This is a genomic window from Pedobacter sp. T50_32 (assembly GCF_057652195.1).
This window is the reverse complement of sequence record NZ_JBYFBY010000009.1, coordinates 16768-37088: the sequence shown is the minus strand read 5'-3', so window position 1 is coordinate 37088 and position 20321 is coordinate 16768. Positions and strand designations below refer to the sequence as shown.

The 20321-nt window shown below is 36.7% G+C and carries 17 protein-coding genes and 1 tRNA gene; 11 read left to right on the top strand and 7 right to left on the bottom strand.

What is annotated here, in order from left to right; all coding sequences use genetic code 11:
* Positions 1-70 precede the first annotated feature (70 nt).
* Both AC23ME_RS19650 and AC23ME_RS19645 read left to right on the top strand, forming a co-directional pair.
* Positions 71-1945: a sensor histidine kinase gene (locus tag AC23ME_RS19650; RefSeq protein WP_487729448.1), complete on the top strand. Its 1875-nt coding sequence runs from the start codon at positions 71-73 to the stop codon at positions 1943-1945.
* A 31-nt stretch (positions 1946-1976) separates the two neighbouring features.
* A complete protein-coding gene (locus tag AC23ME_RS19645; RefSeq protein WP_487729447.1) occupies positions 1977-2606 on the top strand; it encodes a response regulator in 630 nt (209 codons plus the stop codon).
* On the opposite strand, the gene mtgA is transcribed toward AC23ME_RS19645, so the two are convergent.
* Entirely contained in the window at positions 2603-3334 is a 732-nt protein-coding gene (gene mtgA, locus AC23ME_RS19640) for a monofunctional biosynthetic peptidoglycan transglycosylase (RefSeq protein WP_487729446.1), read from the bottom strand. The genes AC23ME_RS19645 and mtgA overlap by 4 nt on opposite strands.
* A 428-nt stretch (positions 3335-3762) precedes the next feature.
* On the opposite strand from mtgA, the gene nth reads away from it, so the two are divergent.
* Both nth and recA read left to right on the top strand, forming a co-directional pair.
* Positions 3763-4422, top strand: coding sequence for an endonuclease III (gene nth / locus AC23ME_RS19635; protein ID WP_487729445.1), 660 nt, complete (start codon positions 3763-3765; stop codon positions 4420-4422).
* 132 nt (positions 4423-4554) lie between these two features.
* On the top strand, positions 4555-5565 hold the full coding sequence (recA, locus tag AC23ME_RS19630; protein WP_487729444.1) for a recombinase RecA: 1011 nt from the start codon (positions 4555-4557) through the stop codon (positions 5563-5565).
* Positions 5566-5704: 139 nt separating this feature from the next.
* On the opposite strand, the gene AC23ME_RS19625 is transcribed toward recA, so the two are convergent.
* Both AC23ME_RS19625 and tsaD read right to left on the bottom strand, forming a co-directional pair.
* Positions 5705-5923 carry a hypothetical protein gene (locus tag AC23ME_RS19625; protein ID WP_487729443.1) on the bottom strand — a complete coding sequence of 73 codons (219 nt, stop codon included), beginning with the start codon at positions 5921-5923 and terminating at the stop codon, positions 5705-5707.
* An 11-nt stretch (positions 5924-5934) separates the two neighbouring features.
* Positions 5935-6936, bottom strand: a complete 1002-nt coding sequence (tsaD, locus tag AC23ME_RS19620; protein ID WP_487729442.1) for a tRNA (adenosine(37)-N6)-threonylcarbamoyltransferase complex transferase subunit TsaD — start codon at positions 6934-6936, stop codon at positions 5935-5937.
* A 77-nt stretch (positions 6937-7013) separates the two neighbouring features.
* Here tsaD and AC23ME_RS19615 point away from each other — a divergent pair, with 77 nt between their 5' ends.
* Positions 7014-11414 carry a translocation/assembly module TamB domain-containing protein gene (locus tag AC23ME_RS19615; protein WP_487729441.1) on the top strand — a complete coding sequence of 1467 codons (4401 nt, stop codon included), beginning with the start codon at positions 7014-7016 and terminating at the stop codon, positions 11412-11414.
* Between the two features lie 135 nt (positions 11415-11549).
* On the opposite strand, the gene AC23ME_RS19610 is transcribed toward AC23ME_RS19615, so the two are convergent.
* The 3 genes from AC23ME_RS19610 to AC23ME_RS19600 form a co-directional block, all read right to left on the bottom strand.
* The gene (locus AC23ME_RS19610; RefSeq protein WP_487729440.1) at positions 11550-12761 is read right to left on the bottom strand and encodes a bifunctional 3,4-dihydroxy-2-butanone-4-phosphate synthase/GTP cyclohydrolase II; all 1212 of its coding nucleotides are present in this window, start codon (positions 12759-12761) and stop codon (positions 11550-11552) included.
* Between the two features lie 528 nt (positions 12762-13289).
* Positions 13290-14759 (bottom strand): LptF/LptG family permease, encoded by a 1470-nt coding sequence (locus AC23ME_RS19605; protein ID WP_487729439.1) that lies wholly within the window; start codon positions 14757-14759, stop codon positions 13290-13292.
* 73 nt (positions 14760-14832) lie between these two features.
* Complete coding sequence (locus tag AC23ME_RS19600) at positions 14833-15213, bottom strand: START-like domain-containing protein (RefSeq protein ID WP_487729438.1); 381 nt, start codon at positions 15211-15213, stop codon at positions 14833-14835.
* 241 nt (positions 15214-15454) lie between these two features.
* Here AC23ME_RS19600 and AC23ME_RS19595 point away from each other — a divergent pair.
* From AC23ME_RS19595 to AC23ME_RS19585, 3 genes are all read left to right on the top strand, one after another.
* A tRNA-Met gene (locus tag AC23ME_RS19595) sits at positions 15455-15528 on the top strand.
* A 159-nt stretch (positions 15529-15687) separates the two neighbouring features.
* Positions 15688-15966: a helix-turn-helix domain-containing protein gene (locus AC23ME_RS19590; RefSeq protein WP_487729437.1), complete on the top strand. Its 279-nt coding sequence runs from the start codon at positions 15688-15690 to the stop codon at positions 15964-15966.
* Positions 15963-16229: a hypothetical protein gene (locus AC23ME_RS19585; RefSeq protein ID WP_487729436.1), complete on the top strand. Its 267-nt coding sequence runs from the start codon at positions 15963-15965 to the stop codon at positions 16227-16229. The genes AC23ME_RS19590 and AC23ME_RS19585 overlap by 4 nt, the downstream gene beginning before the upstream one ends.
* A 15-nt stretch (positions 16230-16244) precedes the next feature.
* Here the strand turns inward: AC23ME_RS19585 and AC23ME_RS19580 are convergent, their stop codons facing one another.
* Positions 16245-16991 (bottom strand): hypothetical protein, encoded by a 747-nt coding sequence (locus tag AC23ME_RS19580; RefSeq protein WP_487729435.1) that lies wholly within the window; start codon positions 16989-16991, stop codon positions 16245-16247.
* A gap of 85 nt (positions 16992-17076) precedes the next feature.
* Between AC23ME_RS19580 and AC23ME_RS19575 the strand changes: the two genes are divergently transcribed.
* The 3 genes from AC23ME_RS19575 (at position 17077) to AC23ME_RS19565 (ending at position 20204) form a co-directional block, all read left to right on the top strand.
* Complete coding sequence (locus AC23ME_RS19575) at positions 17077-17760, top strand: hypothetical protein (RefSeq protein ID WP_487729434.1); 684 nt, start codon at positions 17077-17079, stop codon at positions 17758-17760.
* Positions 17761-17891: 131 nt separating this feature from the next.
* Positions 17892-19427, top strand: coding sequence for a type IV secretory system conjugative DNA transfer family protein (locus tag AC23ME_RS19570; RefSeq protein ID WP_487729433.1), 1536 nt, complete (start codon positions 17892-17894; stop codon positions 19425-19427).
* Between the two features lie 12 nt (positions 19428-19439).
* Positions 19440-20204: a hypothetical protein gene (locus AC23ME_RS19565; protein WP_487729432.1), complete on the top strand. Its 765-nt coding sequence runs from the start codon at positions 19440-19442 to the stop codon at positions 20202-20204.
* Positions 20205-20321 lie beyond the last annotated feature (117 nt).

Below are 20321 nucleotides of genomic sequence, written 5' to 3'. Positions count from 1 at the left end.
AACCCGAATTTATATACCTAGCACTCGGTATATTCTAAAACCCTTTTTTAACACTATATTTATACTACCTATGAAAATCTTACCTGTTATTTGCTTTATCTTTTATGGCTTTTCGGGCTTTGCCCAAAACCACAGGCCAATTTTAATTGATCATTCGAGCAGCTATGATATTAGAAACTACGGTTATTTCTATGAGGATAAAGGGCTAAAAGCTACCGTAAATACTTTAGTTGAGCTAAAACGCCAAGGCAAACTCACCGAGCTTACATCTGGCAGAACGTTTAACAAAGGATTTACCCAAAGCTATTGGTGGATTATTTTTGATGTACACAATACTTTAGCAGAACCAGTAAATCTATTTTTCAACGAACGTAGCAACAGCGTTAACAGGCTACAGTTATTTAAGTTAGATAGCGCAGGAAAAATTACTGCTATGGCTCTCACTGGCGACCACTTTAAGTTTGGCAGTAGACCAATAAATTACCACAACTATCTCTACCCAATAAAATTAAGGGCAAACGAAAAAGCATCCTATTTTTTATGGGCAGATAAACGTGGGCAAAATATGGTAATGCCGCTAGGTTTGGCAAAAGATGTTGATCTGATACATGCAGAAATTCCCTTTTACACCATATTTGGCATTTTTGTTGGTATCTATTTTTTCGCAATTGTATTTAACATCTTTTTATTTATTTCTCTTAGAGATAAGATACACTTGTATTATGCTGTTTATGTAACCTGTATTCTTGTGTTTAATCTTGAAGATGAAGGCTTAGGTTTTCAGTGGATTTACCCTAACATTCCTTTATTGCAAGATTACTTAAGAAATATCATTGCATTTATTAGCTCGGGATTGTTGGTTCAAATCATGCTTTTATTTATTAGTCAAAATAAAACAAATAGCAGATTTTACGGTCTGGTAAACGGTTACAAAAACCTCTGTTATTTACTGACTTTGCTACCGCTGGGACTACTAATTTTCGGCACCAATTTACAGCTTGAAAAAATCAATTTCTACATTGCTAATTTCATAGCGCTATTAACAGTAATCATACTCATATTCAATACTATTGAACGGATTGTTAAGGGATACAAATTAGCTTGGTATTATTTAGTTGCCATGCTTATTTTACTATTAGGAATTTTAAACTACGTTTTTAATGCTCTTGGAATAACCAGCTATTACCCCATATCGGTTACCACAGGGCTGGTAGTAGGATTAACTGCCGAAATTGTCTTCCTTTCTTTTGCCCTAACCCAACGCTACAATTTCCTTAAAAAAGAAACCAAAACGCTACAGCAGGAAAAAAGCAAATTAGAAATTGCTTTAATAGATGATGTTTTTGAAGCGCAGGAAAATGAAAGAAGGAGGTTAGCCCAAGATTTACATGATGATTTGGGCGGTACCTTGTCGGCCATTAAACTTAACGTAACCGCATTTAAAGCAAACATTATACAGCTGCCGCCAGAAAACAATAAGTTTTACGAGCAAACCATCCACATGATAGAGAATGCCTGCGAAAATTTAAGGGAAATATCGCATAACCTGATGCCCAAAAACCTAGGAGATAAGGGGTTAATAAGCACACTAAATGAGCAGTTTTCAGAAATCAACCTGACGGGGCACATTAGGTTCGACTTTATACACGATCTGAACAAACCTGTTTCTCCTGAAATAGAATTGACTGTTTATCGTATTGCCAAAGAACTAATTAGCAATGTGATCAAACATGCAAAAGCTAAAAAAGCCTCCTTCCAAATCATTTCTACCGAAGAACAAATTATCGTTATGTGCGAAGATAACGGAGTGGGTTTTGATAATGAAGTTACCACAAACGGAATTGGACTTAGCAACATAAAACTAAGAGTAAACCAATTAAAAGGCTCATTTAATGCCGAAAGTAACCAATTAGGCACTAGCATAAGTATTTTCATTCCAAACTAAAATGGACGCTACAGCTAACACATTGAAAATTATGATAGCAGACGACCACGTACTGTTTATGGAAGGACTGTGTGGTTTGTTGACAACTCAAACTGATTTTGAAGTTATAGGCAAAGCGACAAATGGCAAAACACTGCTTCATTTGATAAATACACAACAACCAGACCTACTCATTCTAGATTTAAACATGCCTATTTTAGATGGCGAAACGGTCGCAAAAAAAATAATCGAGCGCCATCAACATATTAAAATATTAGTGCTATCAATGTATAACACTTCTGCAGTACACAAAAAGCTAAAAGACATTGGCGTAAACGGTTGTTTGCCAAAAGATACCTGTACAGAGCTGCTATTTAAAGTAATTAGAGACATACACCAAGGAAAAACCTACTTCACATTAGCTACGCCGCCAGACGAAACAAGCAACAGTTTTAGCAATACAGATCTGTTTTTAAAAAAGCATAAGCTAACTTATCGGGAGTTAGAAATCTTAAAGTTGATTGCTCAAAACTATACCTCGCAAGAAATTGCCAATAAACTTTTCATCAGCATGTTTACTGTAGATACACACAGAAAAAACATGATATACAAACTGAAAATTGATAAAAAAGTAGGATTACTAAAGTTTGCAATAGAAAACAACCTTTGGAGCGAACATTAAAAATCTAACGGACCCAACCTGCGCATATTTCGCATAATCAAATACTTCCGATGTTGAATATAACTTGTTGCTTTATTTGGGTTCCAGCGTAGTGGGTTTGGAAAACATGCAGCAATTAAAGCTGCTTCCGAACGAGTCATTTTTCTACAAGAATGACCATAGTACTTTTGCGACGCAGCTTCAGCACCGTAAATACCATCTCCCATTTCAATTACGTTCAGATATACTTCTAAAATACGCTCCTTGCTCCAAAGCACCTCAATCAATAAGGTAAAGTAAGCTTCAAAAGCCTTGCGCACATACGAACGTCCTGGCCATAAGAACACATTTTTAGCCGTTTGCTGAGAAATGGTACTTCCACCTTTAATTTTTTTCTTCTTAGCCCCTTGTTTCTCGTTATTTTTATATGCTTTTTCGATGGCTTTGATGTCGAAGCCCATATGCTTCAAAAAAAGTTGGTCTTCGGCACTAACGGCTGCACGCTTCATGTTATCAGAAATCTCCTCAAATTTTACCCACTCTTTCTTAATCTTGGCAGGTTTTCCATCTGCTTTGCGTTCCCAATTGCGCTGTACCATTAAAAAGGTAATCGGCGGATTGATAAAGCGATAAGCCAATACCCAAATTACTGAAAACATAAAAAACCAGAGCATCACTTTGCCTACAGCAACTGCAATACGCTTAAATAAAGGTCTTTTCGTTGTAGCTTTCTTTGATTTTCGGGCCATGATGCAAAGGTATGTTTTTTGGATGAAGCTCATATTCATTATTTGGAAAAGCAATGGCAATGCTACTATTGAAGTTTAGTCCCGCCAAACGCTTTACTACTCCCGATAAAATCGGGATACGTGCTCGCTTATGTCGGGTTTAGAATGCAAGTGCCCTGCACAGGTTTACGTTAATTAAACCCGATAGAAGCGGAAATACTTTTGGAACCGTCATTTCGAAGGAGGTACGACTGAGAAATCTCAGAGTGAAATGCTTCTAACTAACAGATTTCTCTCTAAGTTCGAAATGACGGCAATAGGACACAAAAGTATTACAGCGTATAGCGGGACTGCAATTGCCATGAATTACTAACAAACATTTTCTAAAAACCTAAACTAATGAACAAGTGAACCAATGAACTATTGAACTAATAATCGTAAATTTGTTGATGCTAAAAAAAGAACGTTACCGTCATTTTGTAGAGCATTTTTCTACCAAGCAACCGCACGCCGAAACAGAGCTGCACTACAACAATCCGTACCAGTTATTGGTGGCGGTAATTCTATCTGCGCAGTGTACCGACAAGCGTATTAATCAGGTAACTCCGGCACTTTTTCAACGTTTCCCCAATGCCAAAACGCTGGCCGAAGCTACGCCAGATATTGTGTTCGATTATATTAGAAGTGTGAGCTATCCGAACAATAAGGCCAAACATCTAGTGGGAATGGCCAACATGTTGCTCAATGATTTTAATGATGAAGTGCCATCTGATATAAAAGAGCTGCAAAAAATGCCCGGCGTGGGCAGAAAAACGGCAAACGTAATTGCATCAGTGGTTTATAATGAACCTGCAATGGCTGTTGATACGCATGTTTTTAGAGTAGCTAATCGTTTAGGTTTAACTAAGGGCAAAACACCATTAGCGGTGGAAAAAGAATTGGTAAAAAACCTACCTGAACATACTATTGCAGTGGCCCATCATTGGTTAATTTTACACGGGCGCTATGTTTGCGTAGCTCGCAGTCCGAAATGTGAGGTATGTGAACTAACCTACTTTTGCCAATATTTTGAGAAGCTACAGAAAGCTAAAAATATGAGCAAAACATAAAGGAGTAAAAAATATTTCTAAAAAAACTTGCACTTAATAAAAACATTTTGATATTTTTGCTAAAATTATTAGTTAAACATAATTTATTTAGTTGCCGAAACGTATTATATTTATTACCAGAATTTAAAAGACATGAATCCGAATACAGAAAAATTAAAAGCACTACAGCTTACTTTAGATAAATTAGAAAAATCTTACGGTAAAGGTTCTATCATGAAACTTGGCGACCAAGCTGTAGAGAGCATGGATGTAATCTCCACTGGTTCTATTAGTTTAGATATTGCCTTAGGCGTTGGTGGTGTACCTAAGGGACGTATCATTGAAATTTATGGACCTGAATCTTCTGGTAAAACTACTTTGGCTACGCACATTATTGCCGAAGCTCAGAAAAAAGGTGGCATTGCAGCAATTATTGATGCCGAGCACGCTTTCGACAAGTTTTATGCAAAGAAATTAGGTGTTGATACTGACAACTTATTGATTTCTCAACCAGACAACGGTGAGCAAGCTTTAGAAATTGCTGATAACTTAATCCGTTCTGGCGCTATTGATGTAATCGTGATTGACTCGGTTGCTGCATTAGTACCAAAAGCAGAGATTGAAGGTGAAATGGGTGATAGCAGAATGGGTTTACAAGCTCGTTTAATGAGCCAGGCTTTACGTAAGTTAACTGGTACTATTGCAAAAACTGGATGTTGCTGTATTTTCATTAACCAATTGCGTGAAAAAATTGGTGTAATGTTCGGTAACCCAGAAACTACTACTGGTGGTAACGCATTGAAATTTTATGCTTCGGTACGTTTAGATATCCGTAGAACTTCTCAAATTAAAGATAGCGATGAGGTTTCTGGTAACCGTGTGAAGGTGAAGATTGTGAAAAACAAAGTTGCTCCGCCTTTCCGTTTGGCAGAATTCGACATCATGTTTGGTGAAGGTATTTCTAAAGTTGGCGAGATTATAGATTTAGGTGTTGATTTTGGTATTGTTAAAAAGGCAGGTTCTTGGTTCTCTTACGGAGAAACAAAATTAGGTCAGGGTAGAGATGCTGTTAAACAGTTATTGTTAGATAACCCTGAGTTAGCTGAAGAAATTGAAACTCGAATTAGAGAAGAAGTTACTGGAGAGCAGTTAGAAGAACAATAGATTGTACAGTAATTAAAAATATGAAAGGGCACAGTTCTAATGAATTGTGCCCTTTTACTTTCTATAGATTTGTACGAAGCTTATTTTTTAAGTGTTATTAGCCGTACAATCTTTTAGTTTTCTTTACTTGTCACTAACCTTATCTAAAACTTGAAGGTTTTGGAGCTGCAGCTGGTATTTTCTCCTTCACAAAAGAAGCATCTAACCTAACAATGGTATATGCTGCAATTACAGCTCCAATTAGTAACAACACTAAGCCTAAGTAATTTTTCTTCTTATCTTGTCTAATTACCCAAATTAAAAATACGATTAGCGGTATCGCCAATAAACCAAAAAAGATAAAACTATTTGCTTGCATATTATTCTATTTTAAAAATTCATCCTGGCCAAAGGCGAAACATCTTGACCAACAAAGTCGCTCTGTAAAAATTTTTGATAACCAGCTATCGCAATCATCGCCGCATTATCTGTACAATATTCAAATTTAGGGATAAACACCTCCCAACCTAGTGTATCTTGTAATCCTAAAAGTGTGTTACGTAGGCCAGAATTTGCCGAAACACCACCTGCAATTGCAATTTGATTACAATTATACTCCTTCGCTGCCTTTTTCAATTTACTAAGTAAGATATTGACAATACTATGTTGCACCGAAGCGCAAATGTCTGCCAAGTTCTCTTCCACAAACGTAGGATTTTCTTTAACGCCATCTCTCACAAAATAGAGAATTGCAGTTTTAAAACCGCTAAAGCTATAATTTAATCCTTGTATTTGCGGAACTGGAAATTGATAAGTCGTCGGATTACCTTCTTTAGCATACTTATCAATCAAAGGCCCTCCTGGATAAGGTAGGTTTAAAATCTTCGCAGTTTTATCAAAAGCTTCACCCGCAGCATCGTCCAAAGTCTCTCCTACTATTTCCATATCGAAATAATCTTTCACTAAAACGATCTGGGTATGTCCGCCAGAAACGGTAAGGCACAAAAATGGAAATTTCGGTTTTGGTTCATCAATGAAATGAGCCAAAATATGCGCCTGCATATGGTTCACAGAAATTAAAGGTAAATCTAGTGCCAATGCAAAAGATTTGGCAAAAGAAACGCCTACCAAAAGCGATCCTAACAAACCTGGTCCTTGCGTAAAAGCAACACCATCAAGCTGTTTTTTGTCCACTTCTGCTATTGCTAGCGCTTGTTGTACAGCGGGAACAATATTCTGCTGATGCACTCTAGAGGCTAACTCAGGAATTACCCCTCCATAATTTTCATGAATTGTTTGGTTTGCAATAACATTGGCAGTAATTTTGCCGTTATCACAAATGGCAACTGAAGTTTCGTCGCAAGATGATTCTATAGCTAATATGATAGGCACTGGAAAGATATTTAAGCTACAAAATTATTAAAAAACTATTAAAAATACTTCTGTGGATTATCGCTTCGATCATTATTTTGATTGCAGGCGTACTCTTTTCCCTACAGTTTAAGCCTGTACAGACCTACGTAGCTAAAAAAGCAGCAAATTATTTATCTAAAGAATTAAATACAACCGTGAGTGTTGGGGGACTTTACGTGCGCCCTTTCAAGTCTGTTGTGTTAGAAGAATTGCTAGTTCTCGATTTGCAAAAAGATACTCTGGCTCATTTTCCTAAGTTTTTGGTAGACATTAACCAATTTTCACTTAAGCAGAGAATACTGGATATCAACACTGTTCAGTTGAATGATGGCACGTTTTTCTTGAAAAATCAACTAGATGGAAATTCCAACCTTGATTTCATCATAGACTACTTTGACAGTGGAGAACCTAAAAAACCTAAGAAAAAGAAGAAGAAATTTGAAATTCTATTTGATCGAATCATCATCAACAATCTTCACTTCAAATACAAAAACCTCCGAGATACCCAGACAGTTGCAGGTGTAAATTTTGAAGACGTTGATGTAACGGAGATGAATGGCATTTTTGAGGGACTTAATACGAAAGATCACATTCTTCAAACAAAAATAAAAAACCTTACACTTAGGGAAAAAAGTGGCTTTTATCTTAAAAACTTAAGTGCCTTAACTACGGTAGACAGCAATGCAATAGAGCTGAAAAACCTATTACTGGTTACGAACAAAACTCGCCTTACTAATTATTATCAGATGAAATTTAAATCCTTCAAAGATTTTAATGATTATGAAAATAAGGTGAGGATGAAAGCCAATTTCATTAACAGCCATGTATCTTCGAGTGATGTAGCATTTTTTGCTCCCGCCCTTAAAAACATGAAGCTAGATTTGGAGGTTGATGGGCAAATAACTGGCCTAGTTAATGATTTAAGAGCAAAAAAACTTTCTGTTAAAGCAGGAAGGGCAACTTACATTAAAGGTGATTTTAACATGAAAGGACTTCCAAACTGGAACGAAACTTTCATGGATATGAGAATTGATTTAGCCGGAACTAACAAAGTAGATCTAGATAATATTTTAACTGACCTCACAGGGAAACGTGTAAAATCAATTCCAGATATCATTAGTAAATTCGGCAATATTAACTTCAATGGACGTTTCACGGGTTTCCAGAACGATTTTATCGCCTTTGGAGAATTCAAAACTAAATTAGGTCGCTTAGAATCTGATGTTAACATGAAGATTGATAAGAAGGGTATTCCATCTTACTCTGGAAATGTGAAAACATACGACTTCCACATTGGCGATCTTCTTAACGAAAAATTACTAGGCAGAATTAGTTCAGAGCTTTACATCAAAGGTCGTGGAACCGAAGTGAAAGATTTGAGCGAGGAACTGAAAGGACAAATCAGTTATTTAGATTTTAAAGGCTACAGGTATCGTAACATTAACATTAATGGTACTTTCGAGAAGAAATTCTTTGATGGAAACCTAAAGGTAAATGACAAGAATGTACAGTTAGATTTTGATGGAGGTGTAAATTTAAACCCAGAACTTCCAGTATTTAATTTCAAGGCTAACATCAGAAATGCTCGCTTAAAAACCCTGAAACTCTACAAAGATTCGCTTAAAGTAGACGCCATTTTTAGCACCAACTTTTCGGGAACCAACCTCGACAATATTCAAGGAAGTTTATTGCTGCAAGAAATTACACTTAACAATTTAAGAGGCGTATACAAAGTAGATTCTGTGTTTCTTAATGCTAGAGGAACTGGTTTAGACAGGAGTTTAAGCATCAATTCTGATATTTTGGAGGCTGGGATTAAGGGCCAGTACGACTTAGGCACAATTGTTTCCTACTTCAAAACCATTGCAAAAACTTATATCCCATCGCTAAAAACTGAGATTTTCAGCTACAAAACCCAAGTATTCGATTTTAGGCTAAAGATTAAAGACTTTGAACCTATTGCTGAGCTTGTTTCTCCAGGTTTAGAGATAGATAAAGAATCTTTATTAGTAGGAAATTTCGATTCTAAAAATAAAACCGCAACACTAGGTGGTATTATAAAACGACTGAAATACAAAGGCATTGTTGCGAATAACATTATCATTGACGAGAATACCACGGAAAGGCAACTGACAGCGATTATTTCTTCAGATCGGGTAGATTTGAATGACAGTCTGTACATTAAGAACGTCAACATTTCGAACATTTTGCGCAACGATAGCTTGGCGCTCAACGTAAAACTATCTAACGCAGATGATGCCAACCAGCTAGATTTAAACGGCTTGGTTGAATTTTTACCAGACACCTCAAAGATCAGTATTTTACCCTCCAACTTAAAAATTAACTATCAGGATTGGAACATTGAAGACAAAGTACAAATCAGTTTCAATGGAGGAAAAACGAAAGTAGAAAACTTCTCATTAAGCAATGGAAAGCAAGATTTGAAAGTAGACGGCGTCATTTCTGACGACCCTTCTGATGCATTATTAGTAACCTTAGAGAACTTTAGACTTTCTACAATTAATCCATTTATGAAAGGGTCTGGATTTAGTTTTGCAGGAATAGCCAATGGTAAAGCAAAGATCAACAGCATCCTCAAATCTCCGCAAATTAGCGATAGCTTGCATATTGATTCGCTTAGCTTTAATAATACGTATATTGGTAGTCTTACCGATACTTCTTCATTTAACAGCACAAGCAAGATAGCTTCGGTTTACACTAAAATCGTAGCTGCCGACAGAGAGACTTTTAATATTACTGGAAATTTAGATGCCGCTCAGAAGCAAATCGACCTAAAAGTAAACTTAAACGATAGTGAACTTGCTATCTTAACCCCTTTCTTAAATAAACTGGTATCTAATTTAAAAGGTAAAGTATCAGCAGATCTCACCGTTAAAGGTCCTTTTGATCAACCTTTAATTAATGGCGACATCACACTTAACAAAGCGCAGCTAACGGTAAACTATCTTAAAACCACCTACGTTATTGATGATGAGGTTTCAGTTAACAATAGTGCTATTCAATTAAATGATCTCGTTTTAAAAGATCTAGAAGGCCATACAGGAACTGCTAACGGCAGCGTTGACCTAAAAGACATCAACAACCCCAACATACAGGTACAACTAGAAGCTAAGGGTTTGATGGCACTGAATACGACCTCAAAGGACAACGCAATTTATTTTGGTAAAGCCTACGGAACTGGAAAATTTTCTTTCAGAGGACCTACCAATGATATGTTTATCGATATTGATGCGAAAACAGAAAAAGGAACCGTTTTCAGCCTTCCACTTAATAGCTCCGAAACCGTAACCGACAAGGACTTTATCACCTTTGTGAGCAAAGACACAACGAAAGTGGTAAAAAAACAAAGCAGTTTCGAAGGTTTGAGTATGAGGTTTAAGTTGTCTGTAGATCCTAATACTACTGTGAATATATTTACAGTTTTAGGTAAACTTAGCGGCACTGGAAATGCAGATCTAGAGCTCAACATCTCTAAAGTTGGCGACTTTGAAATGAAGGGCGATTACATTATTGAGAGCGGCATATTTGACTTTACCGCAAGAGAAGTAATTAACAAACGCTTTGAGATTAGACAAGGAGGAACAATTAGATGGACTGGAAATCCGACGAATGCTCAAATCAATTTGAAAGCCATTTATACCTTACGTGCAGCATTGGGCGATTTATACCAAGCTGCTAACCGCGATGGAAGCAGTAATGCCACACAGGTTGTACAAACCGAGGTAGAAATGGGCTTGACTGGACTTTTGATGAAGCCAGACATCAAACTTGACATTTTCTTTCCAACCGTACCGGCCGTTAAAGAAGAATTACAATCTTACTTTAATGATGGCAATAACATGAACACACAGGCGTTGAGTTTAATTATTCAGCGAAGATTTGCGCCGGGAACAGGTGCAGAAAATCTAAGTCAGCAGTTGGGTTCTGTAGGTACTGGTACAGCAACAGATTTAATTTTCAACCAATTGAACAATGTGCTATCCAGCTTGAACTTGAACTTCGTGGATATCAACATCAGATCATTTAACGAAGCCAGTGCCTCATTCAAATTCTTTAACGATAGGGTAATTGTAAACGCCGGAATTACCGATATGAGCAAAAGCTCAATTGACAACAGCATTGGTTTCAGAAACCAAGTTGGGCGTGAAGTGGAGGTTTTAGGGTTGATTAAGAAAGATGGTAGTTTGGTGGGTAAAGTAGCGAATAAACCGCCTACCATACAAAGTATATTCGCCAACCCTGGTATAGATCCGTTCAGAAACATCACTTCACTTGGATTAATCTATAACCAACAATTTGACACCTTTGCAGAGTTGATGCAGAAAATATCTGGCAAATACCGTAGGGAGCAGAAAAAGAAAGAAGCCGAGAAAGAAAAGCAACGTATAAGCAAAGAAGCGATCATTAACGAGAGCAAGAAAAATCAACGGAAGTAATATTGGCCTTGAGTCTGGCCGCATCAATTTCTTCATCTCAACCGAAGTGGACTAGATCTTTTCCAATTAAACGTAAATAAAAAAGCGTCAGAAGTATTTACCTCCCGACGCTCTTTAATAAATTTCAATAAGCATTTAGCCTTTCAAAATCTGATGGCCCATTTTATCTCTCTTGGCAATCAAGTAAGATTCATTGTGCTTATTACTTTCTATCTCAATTTCTATATTTTCTACAATCTCTAAACCGTAGCCAATTAAGCCAGCTCTTTTGGTCGGATTGTTAGACATCAATTTCATTTTGGTAATGCCCTGCGCTCTTAAAATTTGCGCACCAACACCGTAATCACGTTCATCTACTTTAAAACCTAACTGAATGTTAGCTTCGGCAGTATCTAAACCAGCGTCTTGCAGGTTGTAGGCATGTAATTTATTTACCAAACCAATACCTCTACCCTCCTGGTTCATATACACAATTAGACCTTTTCCTTCCCTCTCAATCATTTCCATAGCCTTATGCAATTGCGGACCACAGTCGCAACGGCAAGAACCAAAAATATCTCCCGTAACACAAGAACTATGAATACGCGTTAAAACAGGCTCATCTTCTTGCCATTCGCCTTTAGAAATAGCTAAGTGCGTAGCTCCATTGCTAAGTTGCGTATAAGCAGTCATCTTAAAATCGCCCCATTGAGTTGGCAAGTTTACCGTAACTTCTTCTTTAATTAAACTTTCTGCTGCCAAACGATAGCTGATCAAATCTTTAATAGAAATGATTTTCAAATCATGCTGCTTAGCAATCAGCATCAAATCTGGTAAACGAGCCATGGTACCATCCTCGTTCATAATTTCTACGAGTACACCAGCAGGCTCAAAACCTGCCAAACGAGCAATATCTATGGTAGCTTCGGTGTGCCCCGTTCTACGCAAAACACCTTCTTTTCTAGCTCTAAGCGGAAAAATATGTCCTGGTCTGCCTAATTCTTCTGGCTTGGTAGCCGGATTAATTAGCGCTTGCACCGTTTTAGCTCTATCATGTGCTGAAATACCTGTAGTGCATCCCTGTCCAATTAAATCTACCGATACGGTAAACGGTGTTTGATGTAAAACGGTGTTATTCTGCACCATTAAATTCAACTCCAATTTATCGCACATTTCTTCAATAAGTGGCGCACAGATTAAACCACGCCCATATTTAGACATGAAATTGATGACCTCAGGCGTTACATTCCTAGCCGCAGTTAGAAAATCACCCTCGTTCTCACGGTCCTCATCATCAACTACTATGATAATTTTACCAGCCCTAACATCGGCCAGCGCTTCTTCTATTGTATTTAATTTAATTTCCATTTTGGCTTTATAACAAAATGAATGAGGTTTTCGCCTCACTTTAATTTGAGTACAAAGGTACAACCTTTAGCAGCAATAATTGTACTGAATTATAATTATAACGTAAGTTTAGTGAGCCGCAGCCAAAGGGTTAGTTTTAACAGAAAAAGCATTCAATAATTAGAAAAGCAGTTGATGTACTGCTATCTTACCGTAGCCCCGCTGTACATTACTAGTCCGCACTCGTTCCTCGCTTGCGGGCTATCCATTTCCATCGGGTTTAGGTGGCAAAAATTGTGTAATAACTTTACGTACTTTGCCAAACCTCCGAAAACTTTGCGGTTAATTAACGCTAAGAAAATAAGAGTTTCGCAACGAACGCAAAAGTTAAACGGGCATGGTTTACAGGTGCTTCGCACAGGTTTTAGTTAATTAAACCCGATAGAAGCGAGCACGTAGCCGAAGTATGAGGCAAGTAAAGCGAATAGCGGGACCATTGCCGCCATGCGCACTAACGATCATTTCCTTATTCACTAATAGAAATTACCGTTATTGTTTCCTCACTTCACCAGCTTCTACAGCTTTCTTCCTGCTAAGTTTTTTAAACAAACCAACCACCGCTTGTTTATAGTAATCGATATCGAAAAGTGCCGAATCTACTGTTGCCTTGTAAGTTAAGAAAATACCAACCGGCGTGAGGATGAAAATAGCCATCCACATACCAACAACAGGATCTAAAGAACCTTCTTTCGCAGATTTTTCGGACACCGTTGAAATAATGTGATAGAACAGGAAGAAAATAACGGCGATTACCACAGGTAAACCTAAACCACCTTTACGAATAATTGCCCCCAATGGCGCACCGATGAAGAACAACAACAGACAGGATACCGCCAAAGTATATTTACGTTGGTATTCTATTTTGGCTTTTAAAATCTCTTTGCTTCTAAATTCGTACTCTGCCAATTGACCTTTTATGGTCTGTTTTAAGGCATCAACCTGGTCGTAGGCACCTTGCAGCGCCTGCACCCGTTGATCTTTTGGAAGTACTGTGAGCACACTGCCTTTAATAGTTTTTGGTGGAGTTTTAACTTTGGTGTAGCCTTTTACGTAACCGCTTTGCTTAAAGTAATATTGGGCACTATTTTGCAATGCCTTGCCTACGCTATCAAGATCTTTAGTTAAGGAATCTCTTCTTTGCAACAGTTCTTTCCTGTTGAGCATAGGTGCATTATTTTTGAAATTTTCTTCCTGCGTACGGGTCATATCCTTAAAACTACTGAAGTCGAATTTCACTTCAGTTTGCTTAAAGCGCATACGCGTTAACGACTGACGAGGATTATAACCACCGCTGTTAGATGCTGCTTCTTGATAACGTACGCCATTCACCAAGTTGAGTACCATGTAATTACCATCGGAAGTTTTGGACATTTTGCCTTTTTGGGCCATAATAATTTGCGGAATACCGTTTCCACTGCTATGATCGTAAATCATGATACCGTACAGCGAATCGACAGCGCCCTCTCCTTTACGCTCTACACGCATAGAATAGCCTGGAATACTATTGTTAAATACCCCTGGCTTAATGAGGAAGGATAATTTTTTATTCCGTACATCCCAAAGTAGAGAACCATATTTGAGGTTGGCCTTGGGCAACATATAATCTGAAAAGAAAAAGGAAGCTACCGCTAAGCCTACAATGAGCACCAAAAGCGGCTGCATAGCTTTACGTAAAGAAACTCCGGCAGATTTGATGGCAACTAATTCGTAATTCTCGCCCAAGTTGCCAAAGGTCATGATAGAAGAAAGCAGGATAGCCAAAGGCAGCGCCATGGCCACGTTAGACGCCGATGCATACATCATCAGCTCGGCAATTACATACCACTCAAAGCCTTTGCCTATTAAATCATCGACGTACTTAAATAAAAAGAACATCAATAGAATAAACATCACAATAAAAAATGTGACGGCAAAAGGCCTAAGAAATGCCTTTATCAGCAATAAATGGATCTTTTTCAACTATGCAAAGATAGGCAAAGCCAATGATAAGTTAAATTGTTTAGCTACCTAATTACAGTAAAAACGATTAAACTTAGGCTCCTAGTACGCTTAATAGATAAGTAATTTGGTTATCCCAAATCTGCTTTCTTTCTTGTATGGTATCTTCTGTGGCAAAATCTGTGATGGCTAATGCTACATCATTGGTAAGTTCGTCTTGAACAATTTCCATTTCTGTATAGCAGTAAGGTTCGTCATCAACCCATTTAAACTTCACTAGCTTATTTTCTTTTGCACTAATGAGTTTTGCCTTTTGCACCTCTCCGTCCCAAGTAAAAGTATAGGTTTGGTCTCTAAAAATTACATCATCAGCAAACCACTGCGACAAACCGTTTGGCTCGCTTATAAAGCTATATAGTATACGTGGAGATGACCTTATTGCGTATTCTAATGTAAATTTCTTCTTTTCTGACATCCTAACTTCTGATTTATATTTTTCTAAAGAAAAGTATTTTCTTTTATAAAAGCAAAGTTTTAGGAAATAAGTATTTTTTTTGCTACACCTGTTAGATTTAAGCTTTTTTTGAGGGCAACGCAATGTGCTAAATAACTAGAAGACAAGCTTTGAGGAGCCTTGTTGTTTTAGCGGAAAAACCTTTTGAAATAATTTTCTTGTTTATTGGATTAAATCCTATATTTGCAGCTCGAAATTTTTCGGCGGGGTAGCTCAGATGGTTAGAGCGCAGGATTCATAACCCTGAGGTCGGCAGTTCGATCCTGCTCCCCGCTACACTGGTAATCAAGCCTTTAGACTTAAAACTCTAAAGGCTTTTTTCTTTGTTAACGTATTGTTAACGCAACCTCTAATTCTGCTTTCGTAGAATTCAAAGATACATTTTTTGTTATTGGAAAAGTTTATTAGCTTAGTAAATAAACTCTTATAACGCTCATGGAAGTAATTTGTCTTGAAGAAACCGCTTTTTATGCACTGATTGAAAAAGTCGTTGATAGACTTAGCGACAAGAAAAAACCAGAGGATAAATGGATATCTGGAAAAGAGGCTATGCAGAAATTACGCATCACTAGCACCACTACTCTACAGAACTTAAGAGACACAGGAAAAGTCAGGTTCTCGCAACCATCAAAAAAAATCATTTTATACGATGCGGATTCAATAAATGATTACTTGAATGATAATAGTTATGAAACAAATGACAAATGGATATGAAAGAGAATTTCAACGAGGAAGAATATGTATCTGGATTTAACAAAGGCTATTATCTAGCCAAAGAGTTTCCAGAGTTAGCAGATATTTTAAAAAATGCTACCGGCACAAGCGACAGACTTGAAGGGATGAAAGATGGTAGAGAGCAATATTCTTACGACCATTTTGAAAGCAGACTACCAAGTTACCTAAGAGATAATCCATTTGACAAACAAGATAGACCAATCGAGAAAAATAAAGATATAGAGCCAGATATAGAACGATAAAACTATTCAAGAAGATTATCTATAAAAATCTGGGTCAATATCTTGCTTTACATCTCTATCTCTATCTCTATCACCTCCTCTAATTTCTGGCGTAGATAAAATATCATTCCTATTTACTGCATAATCATATGATGTTTGATGGAAAAACTCGTCCATTTTTTTCTCAAACATTGCTCCATTATCTTTATTGTCTACAAACTGCTGCTCTTTTGTAACTTCTGGTTCTTTTGTATTTTCTTTTAAAGCTGTCTTTGGCTCTGTTTTATTTGCAAATGCTTCTATACTTTCTTTCAAACTTGCAGGAGCTTGGTTTGCTGTTTCAGGTTCATCACGAACCAAGTACTTAGCTTCAAATACCTGCCATCTGGAAAAATCCTGAGACTTACCAACGTCCTTTTTTGTATTAGGTGAGAATTCTTCTTTTGAAAATTCAGCATACTTTTCAGAATAAACAATACGGTCTGCCTTATCTAAAACCTCTCTTCTGATAGCAGGCTCTGCATTAGACGAAGCATCCTCCGCTATTTTCATCATGGATTGCTGCAATTTATCTTTTTTATCTTCTAGTTCAGCTATTTTATAAAACCTGCTTTTCTCTTGTGAGAAAGGTGCACCTTCAAACTTAAGTTCTGGTCTATAGCCCTTATCAGGTGGCATATTTTCAATTTGCTTGATTAAATCATCTACCTGCGCACGCAGTGGCTGAAACACCGTCTCCAAATGTTCATACCCATTCGGAAACCCAGAATATTTTTTCTCCATAAAATCAGTTGATTAGAGCATCTAATTATGCTAATATACTCAAAACAAAGCTAATACTACAATAAACAACTCGGATTATTTAAGTATGGATAAAGATTATCAAGAATATTTAGAATGTAAAAATCGAGTACTAGAAGACATATACGATGGCAATTCAGAAGCAATGGAGAAAGAGTCTAGCCTGAGACGGCACAAGGTAATTAATTGGGATGCTTTAAGTGCCGACCTTCATGTTTATCCAGAATGGGACGAAGGCAAAGACGATTTAATTCGTTTGGTCTTGGGATATCTACCACCAAAAAAATATACGGTAAGATATGACGCTTTTCTTAAAGCGGCTCTTCATCGATACAAATATAAGATGATTGATTATGATACATTTATGAATGAAATTACGCCATGTTTAACAAACATGAGAAACTATGAAATCATCGAACATAATTACGAATACGAACAAAAATATTTTGATATGTACGAAACTCATTACCCAGAATTTAAGGATGTTGTCAAAGACAGATTGAAGAAAATTCTAGGGTATACCCCCGAACTAAATTGTTCTCTTGTAGTTGAGCTAGGACAAAGAAAATATTGTACTGAAAACCTCAAAGGATATTTAAGAAATCAAATCACTAGCTACGACATGCAAGCGATAACTATAATCAAATACCGAGAACTCTTATTAACTTATGGACTAGATGAAGCCAAATCCATGCCTTTTTTTGCTCATGAAGTTATGGAGCGATTTTCCAAAGGCGAAATCATACTTTAAAGAATAGCAAAGTATGTAGTGTCCTGTATTAGACAGAAAAAAATCTAAATTATTTTTACAAAATATTCTCTTTAAGAATTGGCAATGTGTAATTTAGAGTAATCACGCTTTACTAAATTAAACATCTCTCCATGCACAATTATCAATTAGATGATACTCTCATCGAATTTAAAAAAAACTCTAAACCTTGGACTTATCGACATGCTTTTGAAGGCGTTCAAATCTTCGGCGGCATAGGCTCGGGTAAAACAAGTGGCTCGGGTGCAAAAATTGCAATGAAATACCTTGAAAAAGGTTTTGGCGGTCTTGTCCTCACTGTAAAACATGATGAAGTTGAAAACTGGTTAGACTACGCACGAAGAGCTAACAGACTAGGTGACATTATTGTAATCGAGCCCAATGGAAAATATAAATTCAATTGCTTAGAGTACGAGTCAACCAATAGCGAAACAAACAAATCAATTACAGATAACATTGTTGACGTCTTAAAAACGGTCATCAATGCATCAAAGCAAAAAGATTCTGGCAAAAGCGAAGATGCTTTTTGGGAAAATGCAATTGATATGCTCATGTACAACCTAATTGACTTGTCCAAACTAGCTTATGGAAGCGTCAATATCAATTTCCTATATTCAATCGCAGAAACACTACCAAAAGCTAATGATGAAAAGCTAAGCAGCTTAGAAAAAGCACCCCCTAGTGCGTTTGAAAATGCATATAATCTTGCACATCAAAATGTAAAGAAAAAAGTTTTCGATTGGTACAAAACTGTTGATGTTGGAAAATTACATTCACTAAAAGAAGAAGAATATGAAGAGCTGTATCTGAATGAAGTTCCAGAAAGTCGATTATTAAAAGAGTTACATCAATATTTTTTTGATAGCTTAAAGAATCTAAATGAACGAACTCGGTCATTGATAGATTTTTCATTAATAGGCTTTATATTTAGGTTGAAACGTGACCCCGTCTTCTCAGCTTTCTATAAAGAAAAATCAAATGTTACGCCAGATGACTGTTTAAAAGGGAAAATAATAATTATAAATTTTCCAACTAAAGTATATCACAAGGTTGGCAGAGACTGTCAAATTATGTTCAAATACATCTGGCAACGAAGAATGGAAAAGAGGAATGTAAAAGAGAATAATATCCCTGTTTTTCTATTTGCAGATGAAGCTCAAAATTTTATACATGAACATGATGCTGATTTTCAAGCTACAGCAAGAGGCAGCAGAATTGCTACGGTATATCTAACCCAGAATATCCCAAACTATTATGGTTCAATGGGAGGTAATAACGGTGAGTTTAAGGTAAAAAGTTTTATTGGAACGTTAGGCACTAAAATCTTCCATGCAAACTCTGACCAAGATACAAACAACTATTCTTCTTCAATAATTGGCAAAGCCTATTATAAAAAGACTAGTGACGGCAGTACTATTGGTGGCGAGCAAGGCAATATAAATTTTAGCACAAATGATAGTGAAGAACTGCAAGACATTTACCAACCGAATGAATTTGTCGGTTTGAAAAATGGTGGGGGAACTAATAACAATATTGTATCCGCAATCATCCAGATACAAGGAACGCCACTATTCAAAAATGATGAAAAATCAGAATTCTATGATAATTATAGCCTCGTTAATTTCAAACAGTTAGACCAATTAAATTAAAACCTCAACCACATGCAAACTAAATCTTATTATCGCACCGTTTTTGAACGCAGAAACCTTATAAAAGACTTCTTTTACGCTTTCTTTCAAGGGTTAGCCTCTTATCCAAGATTAACATTAGAAGTATTTATTAAAGGAAAATTTGGAGTTCGTTATTTCAGCTTGGCATCAGTAATAACTATCGCAGTAATTCTTGCACTGTTTCCAATGCTTTTTAGCAGGATGTTTGGAGGCTATGGAAGCTACAATATGAGTTTTGGGGATACTATCATGGAACACAAGTTATTTTATGCATTTATAGTTTTGTTTCTCCTGTTTTCAATCAAGAGATATAGAGAAATCAAATTACCATGGGGAGTAATGGACACTTCAAAATTCAGTTTATCGATAGGTACACCAGACCCATGGTTAGCAAATTTAAAATTTAATGGTAAACCAATTGATATTCGATATCGTGAGGTTTTTGTTGAACCTGCAATATTTCTAATAATTGGAATTATATGTGTTTTACTGAAATCTATACTTGGTGGAGTATTGATTATTTGCAGTATAATTTACTGCATAAGCTTTTTATTCGCTTATAGAGATTCCGACGAATGGGTTTTGAATATTAATGATAAACGACTTGCAGCAGAAAGCTTTCATGATGCTTTTGTTAACGATAAAAACAATTCAGACAGTGGATTTGAATATCGTGGAGCTAAACCAAATAGTAAAGATGACAGGGAAAAAATTTATAAAGCATCACTGTCAGATGATGATGACATAGCACAGTAAAGCATCGTTAGCACCGCTAAGGGAAGAAGTCTGATACTTAAACTGGAAAAACGAGGTATTAACAAAACAGTTAGTGAAATCATTTTTCTTAGCGGTGCTAACATTTCGCACACAAGT